At 72.2% G+C, this 26,968-nt stretch carries 23 protein-coding genes, 1 pseudogene and 2 riboswitches; of the genes and pseudogenes, 9 read left to right on the top strand and 15 right to left on the bottom strand.

Features of this window, described 5'->3' with window-relative positions:
* Positions 1-29 precede the first annotated feature (29 nt).
* A complete protein-coding gene (locus AQJ30_RS26120; RefSeq protein ID WP_067238803.1) occupies positions 30-881 on the bottom strand; it encodes a thioesterase family protein in 852 nt (283 codons plus the stop codon).
* Between the two features lie 163 nt (positions 882-1,044).
* Between AQJ30_RS26120 and AQJ30_RS39975 the strand changes: the two are divergent.
* A pseudogene (locus tag AQJ30_RS39975) lies at positions 1,045-1,848 on the top strand (alpha/beta hydrolase); the annotation flags it as partial.
* Between the two features lie 295 nt (positions 1,849-2,143).
* Here the strand turns inward: AQJ30_RS39975 and AQJ30_RS26115 are convergent.
* From AQJ30_RS26115 to AQJ30_RS26075, 9 genes are all read right to left on the bottom strand, one after another.
* Positions 2,144-2,848, bottom strand: a complete 705-nt coding sequence (locus AQJ30_RS26115) for a trimeric intracellular cation channel family protein (RefSeq protein WP_067238800.1) — start codon at positions 2,846-2,848, stop codon at positions 2,144-2,146.
* A gap of 78 nt (positions 2,849-2,926) precedes the next feature.
* Complete coding sequence (locus AQJ30_RS26110; RefSeq protein WP_067238798.1) at positions 2,927-4,342, bottom strand: ABC transporter ATP-binding protein; 1,416 nt, start codon at positions 4,340-4,342, stop codon at positions 2,927-2,929.
* Complete coding sequence (locus AQJ30_RS26105; RefSeq protein ID WP_067238795.1) at positions 4,339-5,433, bottom strand: ABC transporter ATP-binding protein; 1,095 nt, start codon at positions 5,431-5,433, stop codon at positions 4,339-4,341. The genes AQJ30_RS26110 and AQJ30_RS26105 overlap by 4 nt, the downstream gene beginning before the upstream one ends.
* Positions 5,430-6,428: an ABC transporter permease gene (locus tag AQJ30_RS26100; RefSeq protein ID WP_067238793.1), complete on the bottom strand. Its 999-nt coding sequence runs from the start codon at positions 6,426-6,428 to the stop codon at positions 5,430-5,432. Before AQJ30_RS26100 ends, AQJ30_RS26105 begins: the two co-directional genes overlap by 4 nt.
* 113 nt (positions 6,429-6,541) lie before the next feature.
* Complete coding sequence (locus AQJ30_RS26095) at positions 6,542-8,335, bottom strand: ABC transporter substrate-binding protein (RefSeq protein ID WP_067238791.1); 1,794 nt, start codon at positions 8,333-8,335, stop codon at positions 6,542-6,544.
* Positions 8,336-8,405: 70 nt separating this feature from the next.
* Positions 8,406-9,413, bottom strand: coding sequence for an ABC transporter permease (locus AQJ30_RS26090; RefSeq protein WP_067238789.1), 1,008 nt, complete (start codon positions 9,411-9,413; stop codon positions 8,406-8,408).
* Between the two features lie 329 nt (positions 9,414-9,742).
* Positions 9,743-10,552 (bottom strand): enhanced serine sensitivity protein SseB C-terminal domain-containing protein, encoded by an 810-nt coding sequence (locus AQJ30_RS26085; RefSeq protein ID WP_067238787.1) that lies wholly within the window; start codon positions 10,550-10,552, stop codon positions 9,743-9,745.
* Between the two features lie 122 nt (positions 10,553-10,674).
* Positions 10,675-11,466, bottom strand: a complete 792-nt coding sequence (locus tag AQJ30_RS26080; RefSeq protein ID WP_067238784.1) for an enhanced serine sensitivity protein SseB — start codon at positions 11,464-11,466, stop codon at positions 10,675-10,677.
* 100 nt (positions 11,467-11,566) lie between these two features.
* The gene (locus tag AQJ30_RS26075) at positions 11,567-12,244 is read right to left on the bottom strand and encodes an AAA family ATPase (RefSeq protein ID WP_079084315.1); all 678 of its coding nucleotides are present in this window, start codon (positions 12,242-12,244) and stop codon (positions 11,567-11,569) included.
* 172 nt (positions 12,245-12,416) lie between these two features.
* Positions 12,417-12,521, top strand: a riboswitch (glycine riboswitch).
* A riboswitch (glycine riboswitch) is annotated at positions 12,522-12,632 on the top strand.
* Between the two features lie 45 nt (positions 12,633-12,677).
* Here AQJ30_RS26075 and gcvT point away from each other — a divergent pair.
* The 5 genes from gcvT to AQJ30_RS26050 all read left to right on the top strand — a co-directional run bounded on the left by gcvT (position 12,678) and on the right by AQJ30_RS26050 (position 17,788).
* Positions 12,678-13,796 (top strand): glycine cleavage system aminomethyltransferase GcvT, encoded by a 1,119-nt coding sequence (gene gcvT, locus AQJ30_RS26070; RefSeq protein WP_067238780.1) that lies wholly within the window; start codon positions 12,678-12,680, stop codon positions 13,794-13,796.
* A gap of 210 nt (positions 13,797-14,006) precedes the next feature.
* Positions 14,007-14,384 (top strand): glycine cleavage system protein GcvH, encoded by a 378-nt coding sequence (gene gcvH, locus AQJ30_RS26065; protein ID WP_067238777.1) that lies wholly within the window; start codon positions 14,007-14,009, stop codon positions 14,382-14,384.
* A gap of 9 nt (positions 14,385-14,393) precedes the next feature.
* Entirely contained in the window at positions 14,394-15,662 is a 1,269-nt protein-coding gene (gene glyA / locus AQJ30_RS26060; protein ID WP_067238775.1) for a serine hydroxymethyltransferase, read from the top strand.
* Positions 15,663-15,752: 90 nt separating this feature from the next.
* The gene (locus tag AQJ30_RS26055) at positions 15,753-17,120 is read left to right on the top strand and encodes an L-serine ammonia-lyase (protein ID WP_067238773.1); all 1,368 of its coding nucleotides are present in this window, start codon (positions 15,753-15,755) and stop codon (positions 17,118-17,120) included.
* A 110-nt stretch (positions 17,121-17,230) separates the two neighbouring features.
* The gene (locus AQJ30_RS26050) at positions 17,231-17,788 is read left to right on the top strand and encodes a glycoside hydrolase family 25 protein (RefSeq protein WP_067238771.1); all 558 of its coding nucleotides are present in this window, start codon (positions 17,231-17,233) and stop codon (positions 17,786-17,788) included.
* A gap of 91 nt (positions 17,789-17,879) precedes the next feature.
* On the opposite strand, the gene AQJ30_RS26045 is transcribed toward AQJ30_RS26050, so the two are convergent.
* Positions 17,880-18,683, bottom strand: a complete 804-nt coding sequence (locus tag AQJ30_RS26045; RefSeq protein WP_342671638.1) for an NADPH-dependent F420 reductase — start codon at positions 18,681-18,683, stop codon at positions 17,880-17,882.
* A 61-nt stretch (positions 18,684-18,744) separates the two neighbouring features.
* Positions 18,745-18,957 (bottom strand): EF-hand domain-containing protein, encoded by a 213-nt coding sequence (locus tag AQJ30_RS26040; protein ID WP_067238765.1) that lies wholly within the window; start codon positions 18,955-18,957, stop codon positions 18,745-18,747.
* A 164-nt stretch (positions 18,958-19,121) separates the two neighbouring features.
* Between AQJ30_RS26040 and AQJ30_RS26035 the strand changes: the two genes are divergently transcribed.
* Positions 19,122-19,787 (top strand): GNAT family N-acetyltransferase, encoded by a 666-nt coding sequence (locus AQJ30_RS26035; RefSeq protein ID WP_067238763.1) that lies wholly within the window; start codon positions 19,122-19,124, stop codon positions 19,785-19,787.
* On the opposite strand, the gene AQJ30_RS26030 is transcribed toward AQJ30_RS26035, so the two are convergent.
* From AQJ30_RS26030 to glgX, 3 genes are all read right to left on the bottom strand, one after another.
* A complete protein-coding gene (locus AQJ30_RS26030; protein WP_067238761.1) occupies positions 19,784-20,989 on the bottom strand; it encodes a YncE family protein in 1,206 nt (401 codons plus the stop codon). The genes AQJ30_RS26035 and AQJ30_RS26030 overlap by 4 nt on opposite strands.
* A complete protein-coding gene (locus AQJ30_RS26025; RefSeq protein WP_245727134.1) occupies positions 20,989-21,798 on the bottom strand; it encodes a polysaccharide deacetylase family protein in 810 nt (269 codons plus the stop codon). The genes AQJ30_RS26030 and AQJ30_RS26025 overlap by 1 nt, the downstream gene beginning before the upstream one ends.
* Before the next feature lie 75 nt (positions 21,799-21,873).
* Positions 21,874-24,105: a glycogen debranching protein GlgX gene (gene glgX / locus AQJ30_RS26020; RefSeq protein ID WP_067238757.1), complete on the bottom strand. Its 2,232-nt coding sequence runs from the start codon at positions 24,103-24,105 to the stop codon at positions 21,874-21,876.
* Positions 24,106-24,258: 153 nt separating this feature from the next.
* Here glgX and AQJ30_RS26015 point away from each other — a divergent pair, with 153 nt between their 5' ends.
* Positions 24,259-25,500 (top strand): L,D-transpeptidase, encoded by a 1,242-nt coding sequence (locus AQJ30_RS26015; RefSeq protein WP_067238755.1) that lies wholly within the window; start codon positions 24,259-24,261, stop codon positions 25,498-25,500.
* A 223-nt stretch (positions 25,501-25,723) separates the two neighbouring features.
* A complete protein-coding gene (locus AQJ30_RS26010; protein WP_107119707.1) occupies positions 25,724-26,956 on the top strand; it encodes a L,D-transpeptidase in 1,233 nt (410 codons plus the stop codon).
* Positions 26,957-26,968 lie beyond the last annotated feature (12 nt).

The raw sequence follows: 26,968 nt of genomic DNA, 5'->3' as shown, positions 1-26,968 counted from the left end.
GGCCCCCGGTCAGCCCCCCCCCCCCCCGGTCAGCCGCGCAGGACGCGGGCCAGCTGGCGGGACTGGGCGACCAGGCGGTCCTGGCTGTCCCAGACCTCCGCGTCCTCCTCCAGGAAGCCGCCCGCGAGGTTGCGCGTGGTGATCGCCACGCGCACGGGTCCGGGGGCCGGCCGGGCGCGGACGTGGACGGTGAGCTCGACGGTCGGCACCCAGCCGGAGATGCCGAGGTCGAAGGCGGTGGGCGGCAGCGCGTCCACCGCGAGGAGCAGGGAGAACGGGTCGTGGTCGCGGCCGTCGGCCAGGCCGAACCAGGCCCGCATCTCGCCCTTGCCGGACGGCTGCCCGAGCGCCCAGCCGACCGTCGCCGGGTCCAGCTTGAGCATCAGCCGGTCGGCGATGGGCTGCTGGTCGCCCTGCGGGACCGGGCTGTCCTCGGGGCCGAAGCACTGGCTCGGCGGTGGGATCGCGGGCGGCTTCGCCGACGTGCGGACGTCGTCGGGCAGGGCGTCGAGGTCGCCGTAGGAGGCGAGGACGCGGATCCGCTCGACCTCCCGGCCCTCCTCGTCGTACTGGAGGAGGGACGCCTGGCCGGTGGAGAGGGTGCGGCCGGAGCGCACGGTCTCGGTGCGCACGACGGCCGGGCCCGGCCGGGAGGCGCTGAGGTAGTGCGCGGTGAGGGTGAAGGGGTCGCCGTGCGGCAGGGTGTCCGCGAGGGCCCGGCCGAGGACGGCGAGCAGGTAGCCGCCGTTGACCGCGCCGAAGATGGTCCAGCCGTCCGAGAGGTCGATGTCGTGGAGGCCGGGTTCGCGCTCGGTGACCGCGGTGTCGCGGTCGAACTCGCTGTCGCCGACGGCGGCGGGAGCGGTGACTGCTTCTGACATGGATGAACCGTACAACAGGACAATACTAAGCGGTAGCTTTTCTCGTGGGCCGACGGGCGCGGAGGCCGGGGACACCCTCCACTGGGTGAAGGTCCGGCAATTTCTCGGTAAGTGTCCGTACTCGTCCGTAAACCCGTGAACGCTCCGTGCCCTCTCTTAGGGCATGAGCCTCACCGGGACTCCGTTCCTCACCACCCTGATCGTGCTGTCCGTCGTCGCGGTCGCCCTGCCGCTGGGCCTGTGGTCCCGGCTGCGCGGCCCGAAGGTGCTGCGCGCCGCGGCCCGGGTGCTGATGCTGCTGTTCGCCCAGGGCACCGCGGTCGCCCTGGTCTTCGTGCTGGTCAACAACGCCAACAACCTGTACGACACCTGGGACGACCTGCTCGGCACCGGCAGCCACGTGCGGCAGGCCGCCGACCTGGGCCCGGACGGCACCGGCGGCGTCGAGCTCAGCAGGCTGCCCCGGGTCCGGCAGGAGTTCTCGCCCGCGCAGGGGCCCGGCATGCACGCGGCCGGCGGGGTGCGGGTCACCCAGCTCGACGGGCGGGTCTCCGGGGTGAACGCCGAGGTCTACGTCTGGCTGCCCCCGCAGTACGACCAGCCCGCCTACCGCACGCACCGCTTCCCGGTGGTGGAGCTCCTGCCCGGCTACCCGGGCTCCGCGAAGTCCTGGTTCGGCACCCTGAAGGTGCACGAGCAGCTGGCGCCGCTGATGCGCGAGGGCAGGGTCGCCCCGTTCATCCTGGTCGCCCCGCGCACCACCCTGCTGCCCGGCGTGGACACCGGCTGCGCCAACATCCCGGGCACGGTCAACGCCGACTCCTGGCTCAGCCTGGACGTGCCGCGGATGGTCGTGGACAACTTCCGGGTCCAGTCCGCGCCCCAGGGCTGGGCGGTGGCGGGCTACTCGGCCGGCGCCCACTGCGCCGCCAAGCTGGCCGTCGCGCACCCCGACCGCTACCGGGCCGCGGTCAGCCTGTCCGGCTACAACGACCCGATCGCCGAGCGCACCTCCCTGGCCGCGCAGAGCCGCGCCCTGCGCGCGCAGAACAACCCGTACGTGCTGCTGCGCCGGGCCGCCACCCCGCCCCCGGTCGCCCTGTACGTCTCCGGCCAGCCGGGCGACGGCTACGAGGCCGGCGTGGCGCTGCTGAAGGAGGCCAAGGCGCCGACCAGCGTGCACGTGGTGTTCCTCCCGCGGAGCGCGGGCGGCCACACCATGGCGCTGTGGCGGCCGCAGGTGGTGCCCGCCTTCACCTGGCTCACCGCCCAGCTCGGTCAGGCACACCCGGGGCGGGAGCCGAAGGGGGCTGCTCCTCACGCACCGTCGAACGACGGTGCCAGGCACGCGGCGCTCGCCAGTGGTACCGCATCGCGAGAAGGCGCAGCGCGAAGGCGGTGACCGCGGCCAGCCCGCTGGCGAGCGGGGTGAGCACGCCGTAGCGCAGGCACAGCGCCACCATGGTCGCGCCGACGATGGCCGGCACGGCGTACAGGTCGCGGTCCCAGCGCAGCAGCGAGGGCACCTCGTTGGCCAGCACGTCGCGCAGGACGCCGCCGCCGACGGCCGTGGCGAGGCCCAGCGCCGCCGAGGCGGTCAGGCCCAGGCCGTGGTCGTACGCCTTCGTCGTGCCCGCGACGCAGAACAGGCCGAGGCCGGCCGCGTCGAAGACGTTCACCCCGGCCTGGATGCGCTCGACCTCCGGGTGCAGGAAGAACACCAGGAGCGCGGCGAGCAGCGGGGTGAGGAAGTAGCCCAGGTCGGTGAAGGCGGCCGGGGGCACGGCACCGATCACCAGGTCCCGGAACAGCCCGCCGCCCAGCGCGGTGACCTCGGCGAGCACGGCGATGCCGAAGACGTCGAAGTTCTTGCGGACCGCGAGCAGCGCACCCGAGATGGCGAACACGAAGATGCCGACCAGGTCGAGGGTGTGCTGGACGGACGGGCTGAAGAGTTGGTGGACCACCCTTCCATTCTCACCCAACCCGAAGCCCCCGCCTTACATTGCAAGGCGGGGGCTGGGTACTGCTGGGTGCTTCGCTGCCTACTTCTCCTTCGCGGGAGCCTCCGGCGCGGCGGGAGCGTCCGGCGCGGCCGGAGCCTCCGCCTCGACCGCGGGGTCCGCCTCGGCGGCGGGCGCGGCCGCGGCGGCGGGGTCCGCCTTCGCGACCGGCTCGGCGTCGACGGCCGGCTCCACGGTGGTGTCGGCGGCCGGCTCCGCAGTGGTGTCGGCAGCCGGCGCGGCGTCGGCCGGGGTGGCCTCGGCCGGTGCGGACGCCTTCGCGGGGGCGACCTCGGCCGCCACCGCGGCCGACGTCTCCGCCGACTCCGCCAGCACCTCGTCCGGCACCAGCTCGCTCGCCTCCTTCGCGGCGGTCAGCAGCACCGTGTCCTGCGGCTGCTGGTCCTCGAAGTTCTCCGGGTGGTGACAGGCGACGCGCTGACCGGGGCGCAGCTCCAGGAGCGGCGGCTCGGTCGTGCGGCAGATCTCCGTGGCCTTCCAGCACCGGGTGTGGAAGCGGCAGCCGCTCGGCGGGGCGATCGGCGAGGGCACGTCACCCTTGAGCAGGATGCGCTCGCTCTTCTCCGCCTTGCGCCGCGGGTCCGGGATCGGCACCGCGGACATCAGCGCCTTGGTGTACGGGTGCATCGGCGTCTTGTAGAGCAGGTCGCGGTCGGCCAGCTCCACGATCTTGCCGAGGTACATCACCGCGATCCGGTCCGAGACGTGCCGGACGACCGACAGGTCGTGCGCGATGATCACGTACGTCAGGCCCAGTTCCTGCTGGAGGTCGTCCAGCAGGTTGACGACCTGCGCCTGGATCGACACGTCGAGCGCGGAGACCGGCTCGTCGGCCACGACCAGCTTCGGGTTCAGGGCGAGCGCGCGGGCGATGCCGATGCGCTGGCGCTGACCGCCGGAGAACTCGTGCGGGTAGCGGTTGTAGTGCTCGGGGTTGAGGCCGACCACCGACAGCAGCCGCTGCACTTCCTTCTTGATGCCGCCCTCGGGCTCGACGCCCTGGAGCTTGAAGGGGGCGCCGACGATCGTGCCGATCGTGTGGCGCGGGTTCAGCGACGAGTACGGGTCCTGGAAGATCATCTGCACGTCGCGGCGCAGCGGACGCATGCCCGCCACCCCGAGGTGCGTGATGTCCTTGCCCTCGAACTCGACCTTGCCGGCGGTCGGTTCGAGCAGCCGGGTGATCAGCCGGCCCATCGTCGACTTGCCGCAGCCCGACTCGCCCACGACGCCCAGGGTCTCGCCCGCGCGCACCTCGAAGTCGATGCCGTCGACCGCGTGGACCGCGCCGACCTGCCGCTGGAGCAGGCCCTTCTTGATGGGGAAGTGCTTCTGCAGGCCGGTGACCTTCAGCAGCACCTCGCCGTCGGCGCGGCCGCCGCCCGTGTTCTGCGCGGGAATCGTCGCCGCTTCGTCGTCGCGTTTCACGTCACTCACAGCTTCGGCGCAATCTCTTCGGTCCAGATACGCTCCCGCTGCTCCGTGCTCAGGTGGCAGGCGGCCCAGTGCCGGCTGCCGACCTCGGCCAGCTCGGGGCGGACCGTGCGGGTGACGTCGTCCTTCGGAATGTCCGCGTACGGGCAGCGCGGGTTGAAGGCGCAGCCGGACGGGACGTTGATGAGGGAGGGCGGGGAGCCCTTGACCGGGATCAGGCGTTCCTGCTGCTCGCGGTCGAGCCGCGGCATCGAGCCGAGCAGGCCCCAGGTGTAGGGGTGGCGGGGCTCGTAGAACACCTTGTCCGCCGGTCCGCGCTCCACGCAGCGGCCGCCGTACATCACCAGGATGTCGTCCGCCAGTTCGGCGACGACGCCCAGGTCGTGGGTGATGACGATGACCGCGGAGCCGAACTCCTTCTGCAGGTCCCGGATCAGGTCGAGGATCTGCGCCTGGACGGTCACGTCCAGGGCGGTCGTCGGCTCGTCCGCGATCAGCAGCTCGGGGTTGTTGACCAGCGACATCGCGATCATCGCGCGCTGGCGCATACCGCCGGAGAACTCGTGCGGGTAGTTGTCCACCCGCTTGTCCGGCTGCGGGATGCCCACCCGGTCGAGCATCTCGACCGCGCGACGGCGCGCGGTCTTCTTGTCGACGTCGTGGTGGATCCGGTACGCCTCCACGATCTGCTGGCCGATCGTGTAGTACGGGTGCAGCGCCGACAGCGGGTCCTGGAAGATCATCGCCATCTCCCGGCCGCGCAGCTTGCGCACGTGGTCGGGATCGGCGGTGAGCAGCTCGGTGCCGTTCAGCCAGATCTCGCCGGAGATCTGCGCCTTGCGCTTGCCGTACTGGCCGGCGGTGTGCAGGCCCATGATGCCGAGCGACGTGACCGACTTGCCGGAGCCGGACTCGCCCACGATGCCGAGGGTCTTGCCCTTCTCCAGCTGGAAGCTCAGCCCGTCGACGGACTTGACCAGGCCGTCGTCGGTCGGGAAGTGCACCTTCAGGTCGCGCACTTCCAGGAAGGCGGAGGGGGCGGCGCCGCTGACGGGCTCCCCCAGGGCCGCTCCGGTCTTGCTCAGGTCGGTCATGTGAGCCTCACTCGGGGGTCGATCACGGCGTAAAGGATGTCCACCACGAGGTTGGCGAAGAGCACCGCGAGGGAGGTGATCAGGGTGACGCCCACAATGACGGGCAGGTCCTGGTTCCTGATCGCGAGGAGCACCTCCCGGCCGAGACCGGGGAGGTTGAAGGTCGACTCGGTCAGGATCGCGCCGCCGATGAGGGCACCGAGGTCCATGCCGAGCATGGTGAGGATGGGGGTCATCGTGGAGCGCATGGCGTGCTTGCGGATGACCACCGGCTCGCGCAGGCCCTTGGCGCGCGCGGTCCGGATGTAGTCCTCGCCGAGGATCTCCATCATGGTGGCCCGGGTGATCCGGGCGTACATGGCGGCGTAGAGGAACGCCAGGGTGACCCAGGGGAGGATCATCCCGGTGAACCACTTGCCCGGGTTGTCGGTGAACGGCACGTAGGTCCCGGAGAACCAGTTGAGGCCGAACACGAAGATCGCCAGGCTGAGCATGCCCGTGAAGTAGATGGGCAGGGAGACACCGGCGAGGGCGACGACCATCGCGCCGCGGTCCCACAGGCTGCCGCGCTTGAGGGCGGAGAGCACACCCGCCGAGACACCGAGGATGAGCCACAGGACGGCCGCACCGAGCGCGAGACCCAGGGTCACCGGGAAGCGGTCGGTGAGCACCGGCCAGATGGCCTGCTCGCTGCGGAAGGAGTAGCCGAAGCAGGGAGCCGCACAGTGGATGGTGTCCCCGCCGCCGGTGTAGGTCCGGCCGACGAAGATGCCCTTGAAGAACTCCCAGACCTGGACGTAGATCGGGTCGCCCAGACCCAGCTTCTGCCGCACCCCTTCGACGGCTGCGGGGTCGGCTTGCTTGCCCACGAAGCTCGAGGCGATGTCGACGCCCGCCCACTTCGGGACGAGGAAGAAGATGCAGAAGACCACCGTGATGATGACCACCAGCATCACTGCGGCGGCGAACAACCGCCTGATGAGGTAAGTGAGCACAGCTCTCGGCCCGCCGCGGGACCGCGGGCCACCGGAGGTCGTCCGGTGGCCCGCAGTTCACGCTGCGCCGGCCTTCACCTGCCTTTCGTGCCGTTCGGCGGGTGTGCCGGTTGTCAGGAGGCGGACTTCAGACCGAGGTTCACGAAGTCGTACATGCCGCTGTAGTTGTCGGACGTGTACACGTTCGCCAGTCGGTCCGAGCGCCAGTTGATGAACTTCTCGAAGACGAAGGGCAGGTAGTAACCGCCCTCCATGACCTTGTGGTTGATCTCCGTGGCGATCTTCTCCTTGCCCGCGTCGTCCAGCGTGGTGACGTACTGGGAGAAGAGACCGTCGATCGCCTTGTCGTTGATCAGCGCGTAGTTGTTGTTACCGCTCTGCAGGATGTACTTGCTGTCCCACAGCGGCAGACCGAAGCCCTGGACGGTCGGGAAGTCCGGACCCCAGCCCATGATGATGATGCCGTAGCCCTTCTTCTTCACGTTCGAAGGGCTGCCGATGATGCCGGCGGTCTGGGAGCCGTCGTACTGGTCGATCTGGGCGTTGATGCCGACCTTCTTCAGCGACGCCTGGAGCGACTGGGCCGTGGCGACCTCGACCGGCTTGTTGTTGCGGACCGCGATCGTGGTGCTGAAGCCGTTGGGCTGGCCGCAGGCCTTGAGCTCTTCCTTGGCCTTGGCGACGTTGCCCGTCTTGTTGGCACCGTTGAGCTCGTACGGGTCGTACTTCTGGCCCTCGGCGCCCGGGACGGACGGCGGGAGCATGTTGGTGCCGATGTCGCCACCGGCGACGGGGCCACCGCGGGCGGTCTGCAGCGAGACGTGGTCGGCGCCGTAGATCACGGCCTTGCGGCAGTGCTCGTTGTCGAACGGCTTCACGCTCTGCGGGAAGACCGCGTAACGGACGTAGCCGGAGACCGGGTTGTCCAGGTTGGCCTTGTGCTGCTTCAGGGCGGTGGTGCGGCCCTGCGGCGACATGCCGGTCTGGTTGATGTCCAGGTCCAGGTCACCGTTGAGCAGGCGCTGGTCCAGCTCGTTGGCGTTCGAGAAGAACGTGACGGTGATCTTGTCCGGGTAGGCCTTGCGGACCGGGTCCGAGGCCTGCTTCCAGCTCGCGTTGCGGGTCAGCGTCAGGCTCTTGCCCGGGCTGTACGACTCGAACTTGTACGGGCCGGAGGAGAACGGCTTCAGGCCGTACTTCGACTTGGTGTCCTTGTCCTGGCGGACCGGGGAGGCCGAGACCAGGGCCAGGATCTCCTCGAAGTCGGAGTTGGCCTGCGGGAGGTGGAAGACGATGGTCTTGTCGTCCGGGGTGTCGATCGCCTTCAGGCCGAGCTTGTCGGCGGAGGTGTCCTTGTACGGGCCCTTGTACTCACCCTTGGGGTCGAGCACCTCCTTGAGGTACGTCGGACCGCCGGACAGCACGTCCTGGGCCCACACGCGCTCGATGCCGTACTTGACGTCCTTCGACGTGATCGGCTTGCCGTCCTCCCACGTCACCCCGTCACGCAGGGTGTACGTGTAGGTCTTGCCGGCGTCGGTGACCTTGGCGAGGCCGGTGGCGAGGTCCGGAGTGAGCTGGGCGCCGCCCTTGCCCGGCTCCGTCTTGCCCGTCACGAGCTGACGGCTGTAGTAGCGGGCGAAGTTCCACATGAAGCCGTAGTAACCACGCGTGGTGTCCCACGAGTCGGCGTCCTGGGCGCCACCGAACTTCAGGGTCCCGCCCTTCTTGACCGCGGAGGCCTGGGCGACCTTGTTGTTCGCGGCGTCGAAGCCGGCGGCGCCGTTCTTCGAACCGCCGTCGTCGTCGCCACCGCCGCCGCACGCCGCCGTGGTCAGCAGCGCTGCGACCGCGGCCGCAGCGGCCAAGGCCTGCTTACGCCGCCCTGAGGTGCGTTGGGTAGTCACGATCTCGGATCCTCCGGATTTGATGAGAGACCCCGTGTCAGGTGCCACGGGACGTTGCAGGTCCGCCGGCTCAGCGGGAGCCCTTCGGGTCCAGCGCGTCCCGCACGCCGTCGCCGAAGAGGTTGAAGGCCAGAACGGTGATGAAGATCGCCACGCCGGGGACCACCATGTACATCGGGTCCGAGTCGTAGTAGTCCAGCGCGCTGGAGAGCATCTGGCCCCAGGACGCGGTGGGCGGCTTGACGCCCACGCCCAGGAAGCTCAGCGCCGCCTCGGTGAGGATGTTGGTCGGGATCATCATCGTCGTGTACACGATGATCGGGGCGACCAGGTTGGGCAGCAGTTCCTTGAACAGGATGTAGAGGCGGCCGGCGCCGAGCGACCGGGCGGCCTCGACGTACTCGCGCTCACGCATCGAGAGCGTCTGGCCGCGCACCACGCGGCCGATGTACGGCCAGCCGAAGAAGCCGATGACCAGGATCATCACGAAGACGCGCACGCCCGTGCCGGTCAGACCCAGCATCTCGTTCGGCATCACGGACACCAGGGCGATGATGAAGAGCAGCTGGGGGAAGGCCAGCAGACCGTCCATCACGCGGCTGATCAGGGAGTCGACCCAGCCGCCGAAGAAGCCGGCGAGGATGCCGAGGATCGTGCCGAGGACGACGGCGACGAGGGCGGACAGGAAGCCCACCAGCAGGGAGATCCGGGCACCGTAGAGGATGCGGGCGAAGATGTCGCGGCCGTTGACCGGCTCGACACCGAGCAGGTGGTCACCGCTGACACCGCCGAGCGAACCGGTGGGCGTACCGAACAGGGGGTCGATCAGGTTCTCGTGGTACTCGTTCGGGTCCTGGCCCAGCAGGCTGGTGATCACCGGGGCGAGCAGGGCCAGCGCGATGAGCAGGAGCACCACGGCACCGCCCGTCAGGGCCAGCTTGTCCCGCTTCAGGCGCTCCCAGGCGATCCGGCCCAAGGAGCGTCCCTGTACGGCCTTCGCGTCGGCGCTGGCGACCGCCGCTTCCTCGGCCGCGCTCGGGGCCGCTTCCGCGGTCGGCTCGTGCAATGGTGCCGTCATCTGGCAGGGACCCCTCTCAACCGGCGGTGGCCGGCCCGCACTTGCCGCTGTAGCGGCGTGATCAGTCCGTCGTACACAGGGGCGAACACCCCTGGAGCGGGAGTCTTCAACGCTTTGGCGATCTGTAGCCAGACTTGGCGGTGAAAGGATGCGTAAACGTGATACGCGCTGATGTATTCCGTTATCCGGACGGTGGGTAACGCCACCCGGACGCGTGCAAATTCGGACACTTGCGACGCAAACGGAAGCAACCGCCCCACTCTACGCGCGCAGACCCTCAATGGCTGGATGAAGGTCGGTGAGGGGTAAGGTCATCCGGTCGCCGCCGCTCAGTACCGTGCGGGCGGGGGGTACCCGTAGCCCGCCGCCGGCGCCTGGGCGGGCGCCGCGGGGACCGCCGGGGCGTGCGCCTCGCGGTCGTAGAACGGCCGCGCCTGCGCCCGCATCCACAGCACGACCGGGTCGTGGTCGTCGGTCATCGTCACCGTCGACACCGGCAGCCCGTCGGGCACGGCGCCGACGGACCGCTGCATCATCGCGCGCACCGCGTCCACGGACGCCGGGCCGGCGTCGTACACGTCCAGGCCGATGGCGAGGTACGGCGCGCCGAGGGCCGGCTGCACCCACGCGCGGCGCAGGGTGCGTACGGCGGGGGTGCGGTGCGCGTTCTGCGCGAGCAGGGCGTAGAACTGCGGGATCTCCACGGCCGGCTCCGCCAGCCGCAGCGGGCCCGCCGGCTGGCGCTCCAGGCCGGTCGCGATCCGCCGCAGGTCGAGCCAGGGGATGCCGACGCCGCCGCCCGGGGCGTGCGGATTCAGCCAGAGCCCGAGGTGGTCCGGGTACAGGGCGCGGGCCGCCTCGAGAGCGTCGATCACCTCGTACGACCGGTTCCAGCCGCTGGCCGACAGCTCCTGGGCCGAGGTCACGCACGGGGCGTACCCGTGGCCGTCGACCTCCATCGCGCCGTACTGCGCGTCCGGGGAGCCCGCCTGGCCGCGCCAGAGCAGCATCCAGACCTGGCCGGTGGACGGGGTGGCGAGGGCGCGGAGCAGCGCCTCGTAGGCGTCGTAACGCCCGGGCGTGACCTGGCGCAGCATGTGCTCGACCTGGCCGGTCGCGGCCGTGCCGCTCGCGCTCACCTGTTACCGCCCCTTCGCTGAGGACTCGTATAGGGGAACAGCTTAAGTGGCGGCGCCCGCCACGGCCGCCTCCCGAGGGGCGACTTGTGCGGTGCCGGGGGGTGCGCCGGCGCCGCCCGCGGTCAGGTCCCGGCCGTGTAGAACGGGCGCACCTGGGCCTTCATCCAGTCGCCCACCGGGTCCTGGGTGACGTCCAGCAGGATCAGGTTCACCGGCCACGGCACCGGGACCCGGCCCAGTGCGCGGCCGAGGGCGTCCTGGGGCACGGCGCGCAGGTCGCCGTCCCACGCGGAGAGTTCGACGCCGACGAACAGCACGGGGTCGGCGGTCTCGATGGCGGCCAGGCACCGGCGGGCCGTCAGCACGAGGCCGGTGGCGGCGAACTCGGCCGACGCCGCGGACAGGAAGTCCACCGGGTCGTCCTGCCAGTCCGGTTCGAAGAGCCGCACCCGCCCGCCGCTCGCGAACCCGTCCAGCGGCGTGCGGCCCGCCCGGCACAGCTCGGCCACCGCCGGCGGCGGCAGCGGGACCCCCACCACACCGTCCGGGTTGACCGCGATGCCCACCTGCGGGGGCAGGCCCCGGGCGAACTCCACGGCCGGGGCGATGGCGTACGCCATGTGCGCGCCGACGACCTGGCGGAACTGCTCCTCGGAGCTGAACACCGGCACGTACGCCTGGCCGTCCAGCTCCAGCGTGGGCAGGTCGAGGGGGCCGCTGTGCGGGCCGCCGCCGTTGGGCAGCGGCACCCAGACGAAGCTGCGGCCGAGCACCTCCACGATGCGCCCGCCCGCGCCCGGCACACCGAGCGAGGCGGAGAGCACCTCCTCCAGCTCGTTGCCGGGCCAGCCGCCGTGGGGCTGGGGGTGGGGCCGGGCCGGGAAGGGTGCGGGCACGTCCGCCGGGAAGTCCATGATCTGCCTACCGCCTGCTGGGCTTGCTCTGCTGTGGCTGGAAAGGCTAGCGGGTGGCCGTCCGGGGCCGGGAGGCCCGGCCGGGGCGGCGCCCGGGCCCTCAGCCGGTGAAGCCGATCCGGGTCAGGGCGTCCGCCGCGGCCCGGTCCAGGAGGACCGCCGAGGCGCAGCCGTCGGGCAGGGCGCCCCGCTCCACCGCGCGCAGCAGCCGGGCGGCCGCCCGGCGGTGGCGCGAGAAGGCGTAGCGCGAGACGCCCCGGCCGCGCTCGCGCTGGCCCTCCAGCGCGGTGCCGGGCGGTACGTCGAGCAGCAGCAGGTGCAGCGCGCCGCCCCGGCGGCGGGCGGCCCGGCCCAGCCAGGCGCGCACCCAGCTCTGCGTCCCGCAGTCGTGCACCACGAGGCCCTCGCCGGAGCGCACCGCGCGCCGCAGCCCGGCGTAGTGGGACAGGCGCACCAGGGGGCGGTAGACGGCGTACGGCAGGACGCCGCCGAGGCGCGCGTCCCAGCGGTCGCGGGTGTCCTGGGAGTCGACGCCCCGGCCGCCGGCCGCGCGCCGCATCAGCGTGGACTTGCCGCTGCCCGGCAGCCCGGTGATCACGACCAGGTCGCGCGGCCCGAAGAGCAGGGCGCGCGGCCCGCGGCCGGCCCGGTCGCGCAGGTCCCGCACCACCGGGAGGCGGCGCCCCTCGGCCCGGGACGTCCGGGACGGTGCGGTGCCCTGCGCGGGCAGCGCGACCGCCGGGGTGCTCGCGTACGCCGTGGTCCTGTCCACCGTGATCGTCCTCCCCTGGGGCCGGGTGTCGGTCCCCTCCCCGTCCTGCGTAAAGAGAAGGTAATGCCCGGTGGCTCACCGCGGTATGCGCGTACCGCCACAAGCCGGTTACAGATCCGGCCTGCCGCCCGCCGCCCCGGCGTGCAATGATGAGCCCGCCAACTGCATACCGGCCGTTTGAATCCGCGCGGGAGAGTCCCCGGGTCCCCTCTGGACCGCCCGGGGCGCCGAAGGAGCAAGTCCCTCCCTTGAATCTCTCAGGCCCCGTTACCGCGCGGGCGAGGCACATCTGAAAAGCGGGCCGCCCCGGCGGCCCCACCCAAGGTGCAAGCCGTGACCACTCCCTGCGGGGATCACGGCGAACCTCTCAGGTTCCGATGACAGATGGGGAGGACCGTTCCTCGCCCCCGTCCCGTATGCCCTGGGAGACGACCGACCGATGAGCAGTACCGAACCCCGTCGTACCGCGCTCGACGCCGTGCACCGTGCCCTCGGCGCGACGATGACCGACTTCGCCGGCTGGGACATGCCCCTGCGCTACGGCTCCGAGCGCGAGGAACACCTCGCCGTGCGGACCCGGGCGGGCCTGTTCGACCTCTCCCACATGGGCGAGATCGCTGTGACCGGCCCGCAGGCCGCGGCCCTGCTGAACTTCGCCCTGGTCGGCAACATCGCCTCCGTGGGCGTCGGCCGCGCCCGCTACACCATGATCTGCCAGGCCGACGGCGGCATCCTGGACGACCTGATCGTCTACCGGCTCGCCGAGACCGAGTACCTGGTCGTCGCCAACGCCTCCAACGCTCAGGTCGTGCTGGACGCGCTGACCGAGCGGGCGGCCGGCTTCGACGCCGAGGTGCGCGACGACCGCGACGCCTACGCGCTGCTCGCCGTCCAGGGGCCTCAGTCGCCCGGCATCCTCGCCGCGCTCACCGACGCCGACCTCGACGGCCTGAAGTACTACGCCGGCCTGCCCGGCACCGTCGCCGGGGTGCCCGCCCTGATCGCCCGCACCGGCTACACCGGCGAGGACGGCTTCGAGCTGTTCGTGAAGCCGGAGCACGCCGTGGAGCTGTGGCAGGCGCTCACCAAGGCGGGCGAGGGCGCCGGCCTGGTGCCCTGCGGCCTGTCCTGCCGGGACACCCTGCGCCTGGAGGCGGGCATGCCGCTGTACGGGCACGAGCTGACCGCGGGGCTGACCCCCTTCGACGCCGGGCTCGGCCGGGTGGTGAAGTTCGACAAGGAGGGCGACTTCGTGGGCCGCGAGGCGCTCACCGAGGCCGCCGCGCGCGCCGAGTCAAGCCCGCCGCGCGTCCTGGTCGGCCTGGTCGCCGAGGGCCGCCGCGTGCCGCGCGCCGGGTTCGCGGTGGTCGCGGACGGCGCGGTGATCGGCGAGGTCACCTCGGGCGCGCCCTCGCCCACGCTGGGCAAGCCGATCGCCATGGCCTACGTCGACGCGGCGCACGCCGCGCCCGGCACGGCGGGTGTCGGTGTCGACATCCGGGGCAGCCACGAGCCGTACGAGGTCGTGGCGCTGCCGTTCTACAAGCGCCGGAAGTAGACACTGGGCGCGCGGCGACGCGCCCGTGGTCCGTCGGTCCGGGTGCCGCAGGCGCCCGTGGGCCCGCGGCCGCGGTGGCGTCGGCGCTCGCGTCCCCGTGCCCGCACCCCGGCGCCCGGGCGTGACCTCGGACACAGGTCCGCAGGTCACGCGTGCCGCCGGCCGTCCCCCCTTCACCAGCACTCCCCCGCGTACAGGAGAATTCAGGCCATGAGCAACCCCCAGCAGCTGCGCTACAGCAAGGAGCACGAGTGGCTGTCGGCCGCCGAGGACGGCGTGTCGACGGTCGGCATCACGGAGCACGCGGCCAACGCGCTCGGCGACGTGGTCTTCGTCCAGCTCCCCGAGGTCGGTGACACGGTGACCGCGGGCGAGTCCTGCGGCGAACTGGAGTCCACCAAGTCGGTCAGCGAGCTGTACGCGCCCGTCTCCGGTGAGATCACCGCGGTCAACCAGGACGTCGTGGACGACCCGGCGCTGGTCAACTCCGCCCCGTTCGAGGGCGGTTGGCTGTTCAAGGTACGTGTCACGGACGAGCCGGCCGACCTGCTGTCCGCCGACGAGTACACCGCCTACACCGCCGGCTGAGGATCCCGCATGTCTGTTCTGAACACGCCCCTGCACGAGCTCGACCCGGAGATCGCCGCCGCGGTCGACGCCGAGCTGCGCCGCCAGCAGTCCACGCTGGAGATGATCGCCTCGGAGAACTTCGCGCCGCTCGCGGTGATGGAGGCCCAGGGCTCGGTGCTCACCAACAAGTACGCCGAGGGCTACCCCGGCCGCCGCTACTACGGCGGCTGCGAGCACGTCGACGTGGCCGAGCAGATCGCCATCGACCGGGTCAAGGACCTGTTCGGCGCCGCCTACGCCAACGTCCAGCCCCACTCCGGCGCCTCCGCCAACCAGGCGGCCCTGTTCGCGCTGGCCCAGCCCGGGGACACCATCCTCGGCCTGGACCTCGCCCACGGCGGCCACCTCACCCACGGGATGCGGCTGAACTTCTCCGGCAAGCAGTTCAACGTGGTCGCCTACCACGTGGACGACGCGTCCGGCCTGGTCGACATGGCCGAGGTCGAGCGGCTCGCCAAGGAGCACCGCCCGAAGGTGATCATCGCCGGCTGGTCGGCGTACCCCCGCGAGCTGGACTTCGCGGAGTTCCGCCGGATCGCCGACGAGGTCGAGGCGTACCTGTGGGTGGACATGGCCCACTTCGCCGGCCTGGTGGCGGCGGGGCTGCACGCCAACCCCGTGCCGTACGCCGACGTGGTCACCTCGACCACCCACAAGACGCTCGGCGGTCCGCGCGGCGGCATCATCCTGGCCCGCGGCACGGACTTCGCCAAGAAGCTCAACTCCTCGGTCTTCCCCGGCTTCCAGGGCGGTCCGCTGGAGCACGTGATCGCGGCGAAGGCAGTCTCCTTCAAGGTCGCCGCCTCCGAGGACTTCAAGGAGCGCCAGCGCCGTACGGTGGAGGGCGCCCGCATCCTCGCCGAGCGGCTGACCGCGGCGGACGCCCGGGAGGCCGGGGTGAACGTCCTGTCCGGCGGCACCGACGTGCACCTGCTGCTGGTCGACCTGCGGGAGTCCGAGCTGGACGGGCAGCAGGCCGAGGACCGTCTCCACGAGGTCGGCATCACGGTCAACCGCAACGCCGTCCCGAACGACCCGCGGCCCCCGATGGTCACCTCGGGCCTGCGCATCGGCACGCCCGCCCTCGCCACCCGCGGCTTCACCGCCGAGGACTTCGCCGAGGTCGCCGACGTCATCGCCGAGGCGCTCAAGCCGTCGTACGACGCCGAGGCCCTCAAGGCCCGGGTCGCGGCCCTGGCCGAGAAGCACCCGCTGTACCCCGCTCTGGGCCAGTAGTTCCCGTTTTCGCCGGGCGCCCCGCACACTCGTGAGAGGGCGGGGCACCCGGCAGGCATCTCGCACCACCCCCGCATGGAGGAGTCACCCGTGGCCATCTCGGTCTTCGACCTGTTCTCGATCGGCATCGGCCCGTCCAGCTCCCACACGGTCGGCCCGATGCGCGCCGCGCGCATGTTCGCGCGCCGCCTGCGCAACGAGGGGCTGCTGCCCTCCGTCGCGTCGGTGCGCTGCGAGCTGTACGGCTCGCTGGGCGCTACCGGCCACGGCCACGGCACCCCGAAGGCGGTGCTGCTGGGCCTGGAGGGCGACTCCCCGCGCACGGTGGACGTGGAGGCGGCCGACGAGCGGGTCGCCGCGATACGGGAGACCGGACGGCTGCGGCTGCTCGGCGAGCACGAGATCCCGTTCGCCTTCGACGACGACCTGGTCCTGCACCGCCGCAAGGCGCTGCCCTACCACGCCAACGGCATGACCGTGTGGGCGCACGACGCCGACGGCACCGAGCTGCTGACCAAGACGTACTACTCGGTGGGCGGCGGGTTCGTCGTCGACGAGGACGCGGTCGGCGAGGACCGGATCAAGCTGGACGACACGGTGCTGAAGTACCCCTTCCGCACCGGCGACGAGCTGCTGCGGCTGACGAAGGAGACCGGCCTGTCGATCTCCTCGCTGATGCTGGAGAACGAGCGGGCCTGGCGCACCGAGGACGAGATCCGCGCCGGCCTGCTGGAGATCTGGCGGGTCATGCGCGAGTGCGTGGCGCGCGGGATGAGCCGCGAGGGCATCCTGCCGGGCGGCCTGAAGGTCCGCCGCCGGGCCGCCATGACCGCGCGGCAGCTGCGCGCCGAGGGCGAGCCGCTGGCCCACGCCATGGAGTGGATCACGCTCTACGCGATGGCGGTGAACGAGGAGAACGCGGCGGGCGGCCGTGTGGTGACCGCCCCGACCAACGGCGCGGCGGGCATCATCCCGGCGGTCCTGCACTACTACCTCGACTTCGTGCCCGGCGCCGACGAGGACGGCGTGGTCCGCTTCCTGCTCGCCGCGGGCGCGATCGGCATGCTCTTCAAGGAGAACGCCTCCATCTCCGGCGCCGAGGTCGGCTGCCAGGGCGAGGTCGGCTCGGCCTGCTCGATGGCGGCGGGCGCCCTGGCAGAGGTGCTGGGCGGCACCCCCGAGCAGGTCGAGAACGCGGCCGAGATCGGCATGGAGCACAACCTCGGCCTCACCTGCGACCCGGTCGGCGGCCTCGTCCAGATCCCGTGCATCGAGCGCAACGGCATGGCCGCGGTCAAGGCGGTCACGGCGGCCCGTATGGCGATGCGCGGCGACGGCTCCCACAAGGTGTCCCTGGACAAGGTCATCAAGACGATGAAGGACACGGGCGCGGACATGAGCGTCAAGTACAAGGAGACGGCCCGGGGCGGGCTGGCGGTGAACATCATCGAGTGCTGAGCCCGGCCTGATCGGCAAGACACCCCCTAGGAGTCGTGCGCGCCGGGGCGGGGCATCAGCGGGGCATCGACAACTCCCCTTGCCCCACTCACCCTTGAGGAGCTCTCCCCATGCTCCGTGGCATCGACGTCAGCGCGTACCAGTCCGCCTCCTACGCCACCGACGGCCTCTCCTTCGTCTTCGTCAAGGCGACCGAGGGGCGCAGCTACACCAATCCCCGGCTCGCCGCGCAGGTCAAGCGGGGCCGGGACGCCGGCCTTGTGGTCGGGTTCTACCACTTCCTGTGGCCGGGGAACCTGACCGCGCAGGCGGAGTACTTCCTGTCCAAGGCCCCCGACCGGCCCGGTGACCTCCTCGCGGTCGACTGGGAGACGACCGGCGAGGGCACCCACGCCTCCACCGCCGAGAAGGACCGCTTCCTGCGCAGGCTGAAGGAACTCCGGCCGGACAACAGGGTCCTGCTCTACTGCAACCGGAACTTCTGGCTGAACGTCGACACCAGCTCGTACGCCGGTGACGGCCTCTGGATCGCCGACTACGTGAGCGCCGGCAAGCCCCGGATCAAGGCCGCGTGGCGCTTCCACCAGTACACGGACGACCCGGTGGACAAGGACGTCGCGCAGTTCGCGAGCAAGGCGGCCCTGCTGTCCTGGGCCGGGAGCGCCTGAGCCGGCCGGCGGGGCCCGACGCACGGGCGCGGTCCGCCGGGCACCCCGGCGCGGGGTGTCCGACGGGCCGTTCACACACGTCAGGGGCGGTTCAGCCGCGGAAGGCCGCCGGGCGCTCCGGGCTCGCCTCGTCCAGCGCCTTCCGCACGTCGGCCACACCGGCGCGCAGGCCGTACACCGGGGTGTCGGGCTGCTGGCGCCAGGAGTCGTCGAGGCCGCCGGCGTCGACGGTGTCGAAGCCGAGTTCGTCGATCAGCGCCCGGACTTTCGCCTTGGCGGCCTCGTCGTCGCCGGCCACGGGCAGGGCGACGCGGTCGGGGGCCCCGGCCGGGCGGTGGCGGTCCAGGATGTCCTGGGCGTAGGTGCCGTTGAACGCCTTGACGACCGGGTGGCCGAGGTGGCGCTCGGTCCAGCGGCTCTCGGTGAGGCCCTCGTCCTCGATGCCGGCGATCCGGCCGTCGCGCTGCTGCGGGTAGTAGTTGCCGGTGTCGATGACGGCGACGTCCTCGGCCGCCTCGTCGAACAGCCCCTTGGGCAGGTCGGGCACCGCCTTCAGCGGGACCGTGACCACCACGACCTCCGCCCCGCGGGCCGCCTCCTCGACCCTGACCGGGGTCGCGCCGGTCTCCTCGGCCAGCTCCGTGAGCGTGTGCGGGCCGCGGGAGTTGGCCACCGAGACGTCGTGGCCGAGGGCGGTGAGCCGCCGGGTGAGGTTGCCGCCGATGTTGCCCGCACCGATGATGCCGATCTTCATGCCGGACCCTTCCAGGTTGCTTGCACGTGCATCTTCCTGGTGGGGCTCAACCCGGGGGACGGGCGAGGTATTCCGCGGACGCGGTGAACGGGTGACGACGCGCCGGGCAGCCGGCGGGCTGCCGCGCGAGCGGGTCCGCACCCGCCCCGGCAACGCGTCAAGGGCCGTCCGGACCCGGTCCGGACGGCCCCTGACCGCCGCGTCACTTGTTCAGGTAGGTCCAGAACTCGTCGAAGGACAGGACCTTGTCCCCGTCGAGGTCACGGGTCTTGATGATGGCCTCGGCGACCGACTCGGTGACGTTCCAGTCGCCGCCCTGTGCGAGGGCGGTCTTGAACTCCGCGGCGGTGATGAAGCCGTCCCCGTCCGTGTCGATCCGCTGGAACTCCTTGCGCGCTGCTTCGATGTCCGCCACCGATCCGCCCCTTTTGTCGCTTCTGTTCGCGTGTGTCATGTCGTGCTGGCGTAGTGCCGCAGGTCAGATTAACGGCCCCGGGGACCCCGCCGTCCCGCGGAGCGGGTCTGGGAGGCTGGGCGGGCGGCCGGGGCGGCCGCGCGGACGGACGTGAGGAGCGAGTGGTGGGGCGGACCCTGGGCGACATCCTGGACGCGGCGGCCCGGGGCGTCTTCCCGCCGGCGGACGGCCGTACGACGGTGCTGCCGCAGCCCTCCGACCGGGACGCGGGGGTGCTGTCCTTCACCGCGCACTCCGTCGTGTTCACCGACGAGGACCCGCGCTGGGTGCGGGACACGCTCGCCGGCCTGGACTGCGACCCGCTGGCCGCGACGATGAACCCGCGGTTCCTGGCGGCCCTGATGGACCGCACCGGGCGCGGCTGCGAGACCGTCGACGCGGTGCTGGTCGCCTCCCCGCTGCCGGGCGAGCCGCCGCTCGCGCTGAAGGAGATCGAGGACGCCGACCACCCCCGGGTCGTGTACGCCCGGGGCCGGCGCGACGACGTGCGCGCGTGGACGGCGGACGGCGGGGTGCTGGTGACCGGGCGCGGGGTCGCCGGACGGCTGGAGGTCTCGGTCGAGGTCGACGAGGACGTACGGGAGCGCGGACTCGGACGGCTGCTGGTGACCGCCGCCCGGCACCTGGCCGGCGAGCCGCTGTGGGCGCAGGTGGCGCCGGGGAACGCCCGCAGCCTGCGGGCGTTCCAGTCGGCCGGCTACCGGCCCGTGGGGGCCGAACTGCTGCTGCGGCGCCCGGACAGCGGGACGACCGGGCGCGCCGGGGGCTAGCGGAAGACGCCGGTGTGGCCCAGGGAGTAGCGGCCGGGCTGGGGGTAGACCGCCAGGCCGTGCGGGCCGCTGCCGACCTTGATGCGGGCGAGCTGGGCGCCGGTGCGGGTGTCGATGGCGTACACCTCGGCGTCGTACCGGCCGGACAGCCACAGCACCTTGCCGTCGGCGGAGACGCCGCCCATGTCGGGGCTGCCGCCGTCGGGCAGCCGCCACTTCCTGGTCAGCGCGTTGCGGGTGAAGTCGAAGACGGAGACGGTGCCCTCGCCCCGGTTGGAGATGTACATCTCGCGCGAGTCCCGGCTGACGTAGAGCCCGTGGCAGCCCTTGCCGGTGGGCAGGAAGGACGGCGTGGCGAACGTGTCGCCGTCGAGGACCCACACGCCGTTGGCGGTCATGTCGGCGATGTAGAAGCGCCTGCCGTCCGGGGAGATCTTGACGTCCTGCGGCATGGCGCCCTTGAACGGCAGCTTCTGCTGGCCCACCACCTTCATCCTCGCGGTGTCGACCTTCAGCAGCTCGCCGCTGAACTCGCAGGAGACGATGAAGTACCGCCCGTCGGCCGAGAAGTCGGCGTGGTTGACGCCGTAACAGGTCACCGGCTCGGTCCTGACCCGCTTCATGGTGTGCGCGTCGCGGAAGACGAGCTCGCGGTCCAGGGAGGCCATCACCACGGCGTACTTGCCGTCGGGCGTGAAGTACAGGTTGTACGGGTCGTGCACGTCGACCGGCTTGCCCGCCTTGCCGGTGCGGGGGTCGATGGGGGTGAGCGTGTTCCCCCGGTCGTTGTTGACCCACAGGGTCTTCAGGTCCCAGGACGGCACGACGTGCTGGGGCTGGCGGCCCACCGGGATCGTCTCGAGGACCTTGTACGTCTTCGGGTCGATCACGGTGACCGTGTCGGACTCGGTGTTGGGGACGTAGACCCGGGAGGGGAAGTCCTTGACGACCGGGGAGAGCCGGCCCGGCCGGTCGGCCGCGTAGACGTCCCGGGGGTCGAGCAGGGGCGGCATTCCGGGCAGGCCCTTGGCGACCGCCGGGGTGGCGGCCGGTGTCCCCGCGGGGGCGGCGGCCTTGGTCGTCCCGCCGGCCGCGTGGCCGGTGCCGTGGTCCGCGCCCTGGGTGCCGCAGGCGGCGAGGGCGAGCAGGCAGCAGCCGGCCAGCAGGGCGCGGCGCAGGGCGGGTGTGCGGTGTGCGTGCATCAGCTCAGCAGCTCCGTGGTGGTGACCGCGTGCAGGTGGCGGCGGCCGAGTTCATCGAGGACGGCGGGCAGCGCGGCGAGCGTGTCCGGGTAGCCGAAGTGCAGGCTCACCACGGACCCGTTGCGGACCTCGCCGAGGACCTGCCGGGCGACGGCGGGGCCGCCGGGGGACGTGAAGTCGCGGGAGTCCACGTCGTACGACAGGACGTGCGGGTAGCCGGCGGCGCGGGCCAGCCGTTCGACGAGGGGGGAGGCCCGGGCGGCGCGGGAGGGCCGGAACCAGGTGCCGATCGAGCCGGTGAGCCGGCGCAGCCGCTCGGCGCAGCGGGTGATCTCGTCCCGGGCCGCGGCCTCGGGCAGGGCGTTGACGTCGATGTGGCGGTGGGTGTGGTTGCCGAGGTCGTGGCCGCCGTCCAGGACGCGGCGGGCGAGCTCGGGGTGCTCGTCCAGCCAGGTGCCGACGGCGAGGACGGTGACCCGGGCGCCGTGCCGCTCGGCCTCGGTGAGCAGCGCGCGGGCGAGGGCGGGGTCGCCCTGGCCGTGGAAGGTGAGGGCGACGCGGGGCCGGTCGCGGGGGCCGTGGCCGATCTGGGCGGGCTGACCGGGGAAGGCGCGGGGGGCGGGGGCCGCGCGGGTGGGGGCGCGGGCCGCGGTGGGCGTGGACGGGGCGGGCGTGGGCGGGGCGGGTGACGTGCGTGACGTGGACACGGAACGGTCGGCGTCGGGCGGTGCGCACGCCGGGGCGAACGCGCCGGCGGCTACCAGCCCGGCACCCGCCCGCAGCGCGGTACGACGGTCGGTGGGGGTCACCCGCACCATTTAAGGGGCAAATGGTGTGAAATCGACTGATTCACCCCCCGGTACGGTGGGAAAGCCCCCGTCGGCTCACCGCACCCGCAGCAGCAGCACCGACCGGGCCTGCACCGTGATCGCCGTCCCCGCGGGGTACGTGACGCCCGGCTCCCCCGCCTGGTCCTCCCGGGAGGTGTCGACGACCAGCTCGTACTCCTCCGCCCACGGCGGGCCCGGCAGGGCGAACGACGCCGGGCGCTCCCCCGCGTGCAGCACGGCGAGGAAGCTGTCGTCGACGACGGTCGCGCCCCGGTCGTCGCGGCCCGGGATGTCCCGGCCGGAGAGGTACATGCCGAGGCCGGCGGCGGGGGCGTACCAGTCGTCCTCGGTCATCTCCGTGCCCCGCGCGGTGAACCACGCCAGGTCCCGCAGGCCGTCCGCGGAGTGCGCGCGGCCGGAGAAGAACGCCCGGCGGCGCAGCACCGGGTGGCGGTGGCGCAGCGCGATCAGCCGGGAGGTGAGGTCGAACAGCGCCTTCCAGCCGGGGTCCTCCAGCAGGCTCCAGTCGACCCAGCTGATCTCGTTGTCCTGGCAGTAGGCGTTGTTGTTGCCGCGCTGGGTGCGGCCCAGCTCGTCCCCGGCGACCAGCATGGGCACACCGGTCGACAGCAGCAGGGTGGTCAGCAGGTTGCGCAGCTGGCGGCGGCGCAGCGCGTGGATCCGCTCGTCGTCGGTCTCGCCCTCGGTGCCGCAGTTCCAGGCGCGGTTGTCGTCCGTGCCGTCGCGGTTGCCCTCGCCGTTGGCCTCGTTGTGCTTGCGCTCGTAGGACACCAAGTCGCGCAGGGTGAAGCCGTCGTGGGCGGTCACGAAGTTCACCGAGGCGTACGGGCGCCGGCCGCCCCAGGCGTACAGGTCGCTGGAGCCCGACAGGCGGTAGCCCATCTCCCGCACGTCGGGCAGAGCGTGGCGCCAGAAGTCGCGCACGGCGTTGCGGTAGCGGTCGTTCCACTCGGTCCACAGCGGCGGGAAGGCGCCCACCTGGTAGCCGCCCGAGCCGACGTCCCAGGGCTCGGCGATCAGCTTCACCCGGCGCAGCACCGGGTCCTGGGCGATGACCGCGAGGAACGGGGAGAGCATGTCGACGTCGTGCATGGAGCGGGCCAGCGCGGCGGCGAGGTCGAAGCGGAAGCCGTCGACGCCCATCTCGGTGACCCAGTAGCGCAGGGAGTCCGTGATCAGCCGCAGCACGTGCGGCTGCACCACGTGCAGGGTGTTGCCGCAGCCGGTGTAGTCCGCGTAGCGGCGGGCGTCCTGCTGGAGGCGGTAGTAGCCCCGGTTGTCGATGCCCTTCAGGGACAGGGTCGGGCCCAGCTCGCCCGCCTCGGCGGTGTGGTTGTAGACCACGTCGAGGACGACCTCGATGCCGGCCGCGTGCAGGGCGCGCACCATCCGCTTGAACTCGCCGACCTGCTGCCCGGTGGTCCCGGAGGAGGCGTAGCCGGCGTGCGGGGCGAAGTAGCCGATGGAGTTGTAGCCCCAGTAGTTGCGCAGGCCGCGGCGCAGCAGGTGGTCCTCGTGGGCGAACTGGTGGACGGGGAGGAGCTCCACGGCGGTGACGCCGAGCTTCACCAGGTGCTCGATCGCCGCGGGGTGCGCGAGCCCGGCGTAGGTGCCGCGGAGCTCCTCGGGTATGCCGGGGTGGAGCCGGGTGAAGCCGCGCACGTGCAGCTCGTACAGGACCGTGTCGGCCCACGGGGTCTTGGGACGGCGGTCGTCGGCCCAGTCGTCGTCGTCATGGACGACCACGCCCTTGGGGACGTGCGGCGCGGAGTCCCGCTCGTCGCGCACGGTGTCGGCGACCTGCTGCTGGGGCCAGTCGCGCACGTGCCCGTACACCTCCGGCGGCAGGCCGAACTCGCCGTCGACGGCGCGGGCGTACGGGTCGAGGAGCAGCTTCGCCGGGTTCCAGCGGGCGCCGGTCCACGGGTCCCAGCGGCCGTGCACCCGGTAGCCGTAGCGCTGGCCGGGCATCACGCCGGGCACGAAGCCGTGCCAGATCTCGTGGGTGAGCTCGGTCAGCCGGGCGCGGGTCTCGCGGCCCCGCTCGTCGAACAGGCACAGCTCGACCGCCTCGGCGCCGCCCGCCCACAGGGCGAAGTTGGTGCCGGCCACCCCGTCCGGGCCGGCCCGGAAGCGGGCGCCGAGCGGCGTGGACGCTCCCGGCCACACCGGCACCGCGGGGGCCCGGCGCCGGTCCCCGTTCACCACGGCGGCCGGCGTGGAACGCCCCTCCGCCACGGCCTCCTGCTCGGCTGCGCTGGACACCGTTCAGCCCCTTCGGTCGGCTCCTGGTACGGCGTGGCCACGGTGGTCCGGCGTCCCGGCCCGGCCCCGCGTCGCGTCGTCCTCCCCCTGTTCTGCCCAGAGGTTGCGTCGCACTCACGTTTCCCCGGGGCGCACCCCGTCGTTGGGTTCCTCGTGAGGCACGAAACTGGGCGCGCGCGGCGCGTGGGGGTCGCACTGGCCGCCGTGGTGACAGGGGCAGCACTCCTCGCCGGGGCCACCGGCTGCACGGGGGACGGCAGGAGCGGTCTGGACCGGGTGCTGGGCGGGCCGCCCCCGGCCGCGGACTCGATCCGCGTCACCCCGGACGACGGCGCCCGGGGCGTGCGCACCGGGCAGCGGCTGCGGGTGCGGGTGCCGGACGGGCGGCTGGAGTCGGTGCGGGTGACCCGGGTGCAGGACGCCCGCGAGAGCGAGGTGCCCGGCAGGGTGTCGCGGGACGGGCTGACCTGGGCGCCGGAGGAGGACCGGCTCGCGCTCGCCGCCCGCTACACGGTGGACGCGGTGGCCGTGGACGGCGACGGCCGCCGCTCGGCCCGGCACACCTGGTTCACCACGCGCGTCCCCGACGAGCGCTTCGTCGCCTACGTCACGCCGGACGACCGCTCGACGGTGGGCACCGGCATGATCGTCTCGCTGCGCTTCAACCGGGAGATCGAGGACCGGGCCGCCGTCGAGCGGGCCGTACGGGTCACCGCGTCGCCGGCCGTGCGGGTGCGCCCGCACTGGTTCGGCAGGGGCCGGCTGGACTTCCGTCCCGAGGACTACTGGCGGCCCGGCACCCGGGTCACCGTCGCGCTGCGGCTGCGCGACGTCGAGGGGGCGCCCGGGGTGTACGGGCTCCAGCAGCGCACCTTCTCCTTCACCGTCGGGCGCGACCAGGTGTCGCTGGTGGACGCGGCCCGGCACACCATGCAGGTGCGGCGCGACGGACGGCTCGTGGCGACGGTGCCGATCACGGCGGGCGCCCCGGACACCACCACGTACAACGGACGCATGGTCGTGACTGAGATGTTCGAGGTGACCCGGATGAACGGGGCCACGGTCGGGTTCAGGAAGGCCGACGGCAAGGGCGAGTACGACATCCCGGACGTGCCGCACGCGATGCGGCTGACCGAGTCGGGGACCTTCCTGCACGGCAACTACTGGGCGCCGTACGCCTTCGGGAAGGTCAACGTCAGCCACGGGTGCGTGGGGCTGCGGGACGTCAAGGGCGGCAGCGCCCGCACGCCGGCGGGCTGGTTCTTCGACCGGAGCCTGATCGGGGACGTCGTGGAGGTCGTGCACAGCGAGGACCGGACGGTGGCGCCGGACAACGGACTCGGCGGCTGGAACATGGGCTGGGAGGAGTGGGTCGCGGGCAGCGCGGTGAACTGACCCCGAACGCAGGCCCGACACACCCTCGACACACGCTGAACGCGTCGCGAACGCGTCGCGCGCACGACTTCGGCACACGACCCCCGCCCGGTGATCGGAGTTGGGACGGAACGGTGACATTCCCGGCCCGTCCACGCCCCTGACCTTGTGGTTACGATGCGCCAGTGCGCGCGGGAGACGCGCAGGGGCGCGGGCCCAGGGGGCCCGGCGAGGGGAGAAACACGTGTACGTGATATCGGGGGCGTCGGCCCACGCGCGCCGCGGGGGGCGGCTGGCACTGGCCGTCGGCGGTCTGCTGCTGGCGGTGACGGCGTGCGGCGGGGGCGACGGGTCGGACGCCGGTTCCGGTGCCCAGGACGGCAAGGGCAAGCCCTCCGCCCAGGCGGCGAGCGGGCAGTCGGAGGCCGTCGTGACCATCGCGCCGAAGGACGGCGCCACCTCCGTGGACACCAGCGGCGCGCTGAAGGTGGGCGCGGCCAAGGGCAAGCTCACCGAGGTCGTCGTCAAGGACGACAAGGGCGCGGCGGTGGCCGGCGCGATCACCGCCGACGGCACCGGCTGGGCGCCGGCCACGCACCTGGCCGCGGCCACGAAGTACCAGGTGCACGCGGTCGCCAAGGACTCCGCGGGCCGCACGGCCGCCGAGGACTCCTCCTTCACCACGCTGACGCCGGACAACACCTTCATCGGCACCTTCACGCCGGAGGACGGCTCCACGGTCGGCGTGGGCATGCCGTTCTCGATCCGCTTCACCCGGGGCATCACCCACCCCGAGGACGTCGAGAAGGCCGTCAAGGTCACCACCGTGCCGGCGGTCGACGTCCGGGGCCACTGGTTCGGCAACGACCGGCTGGACTTCCGCCCGGAGCAGTACTGGAAGGCCGGCACCAAGGTGACGGTGAAGCTGAACCTGGACGGCGTCGAGGGCCGTGAGGGCGTCTACGGCAAGCAGTCCAAGACCGTGTCCTTCACCGTCGGCCGCAACCAGGTGTCCGTGGTCGACGCCAAGAAGCACACGATGAAGGTCATGCAGGAGGGCAAGGTCGTCAAGACCCTCAAGGTGACCACCGGCAAGCCCGGCTACGCCACCTGGAACGGCCAGATGGTCATCAGCGAGAAGTTCACCGTGACCCGGATGAACGGCGACACCGTCGGCTACGACGGCGAGTACGACATCAAGGACGTGCCGCACGCCATGCGGCTGACCGGCTCGGGCACCTTCGTGCACGGCAACTACTGGGGCGGCGACGCCTTCGGCAACTACAACGCCAGCCACGGCTGCATCGGCCTGCGCGACGTGCGCGGCGGCTACGACAGCGGGGTGCCGGCCGCGTGGTTCTTCGACCACTCGATGGTCGGCGACGTGGTGGTCGTGAAGAACTCGACCGACCCGACGGTGGACCCGTCCAACGGGCTCAACGGCTGGAACCTGTCGTGGGCGGAGTGGACGAAGTAGCGGGGGACGACC

The organism is Streptomyces longwoodensis (assembly GCF_001514125.1).
GTDB classification, from domain to species: Bacteria; Actinomycetota; Actinomycetes; order Streptomycetales; family Streptomycetaceae; genus Streptomyces; species Streptomyces longwoodensis.
This window is presented reverse-complemented; position numbering and strand designations above follow the sequence as displayed.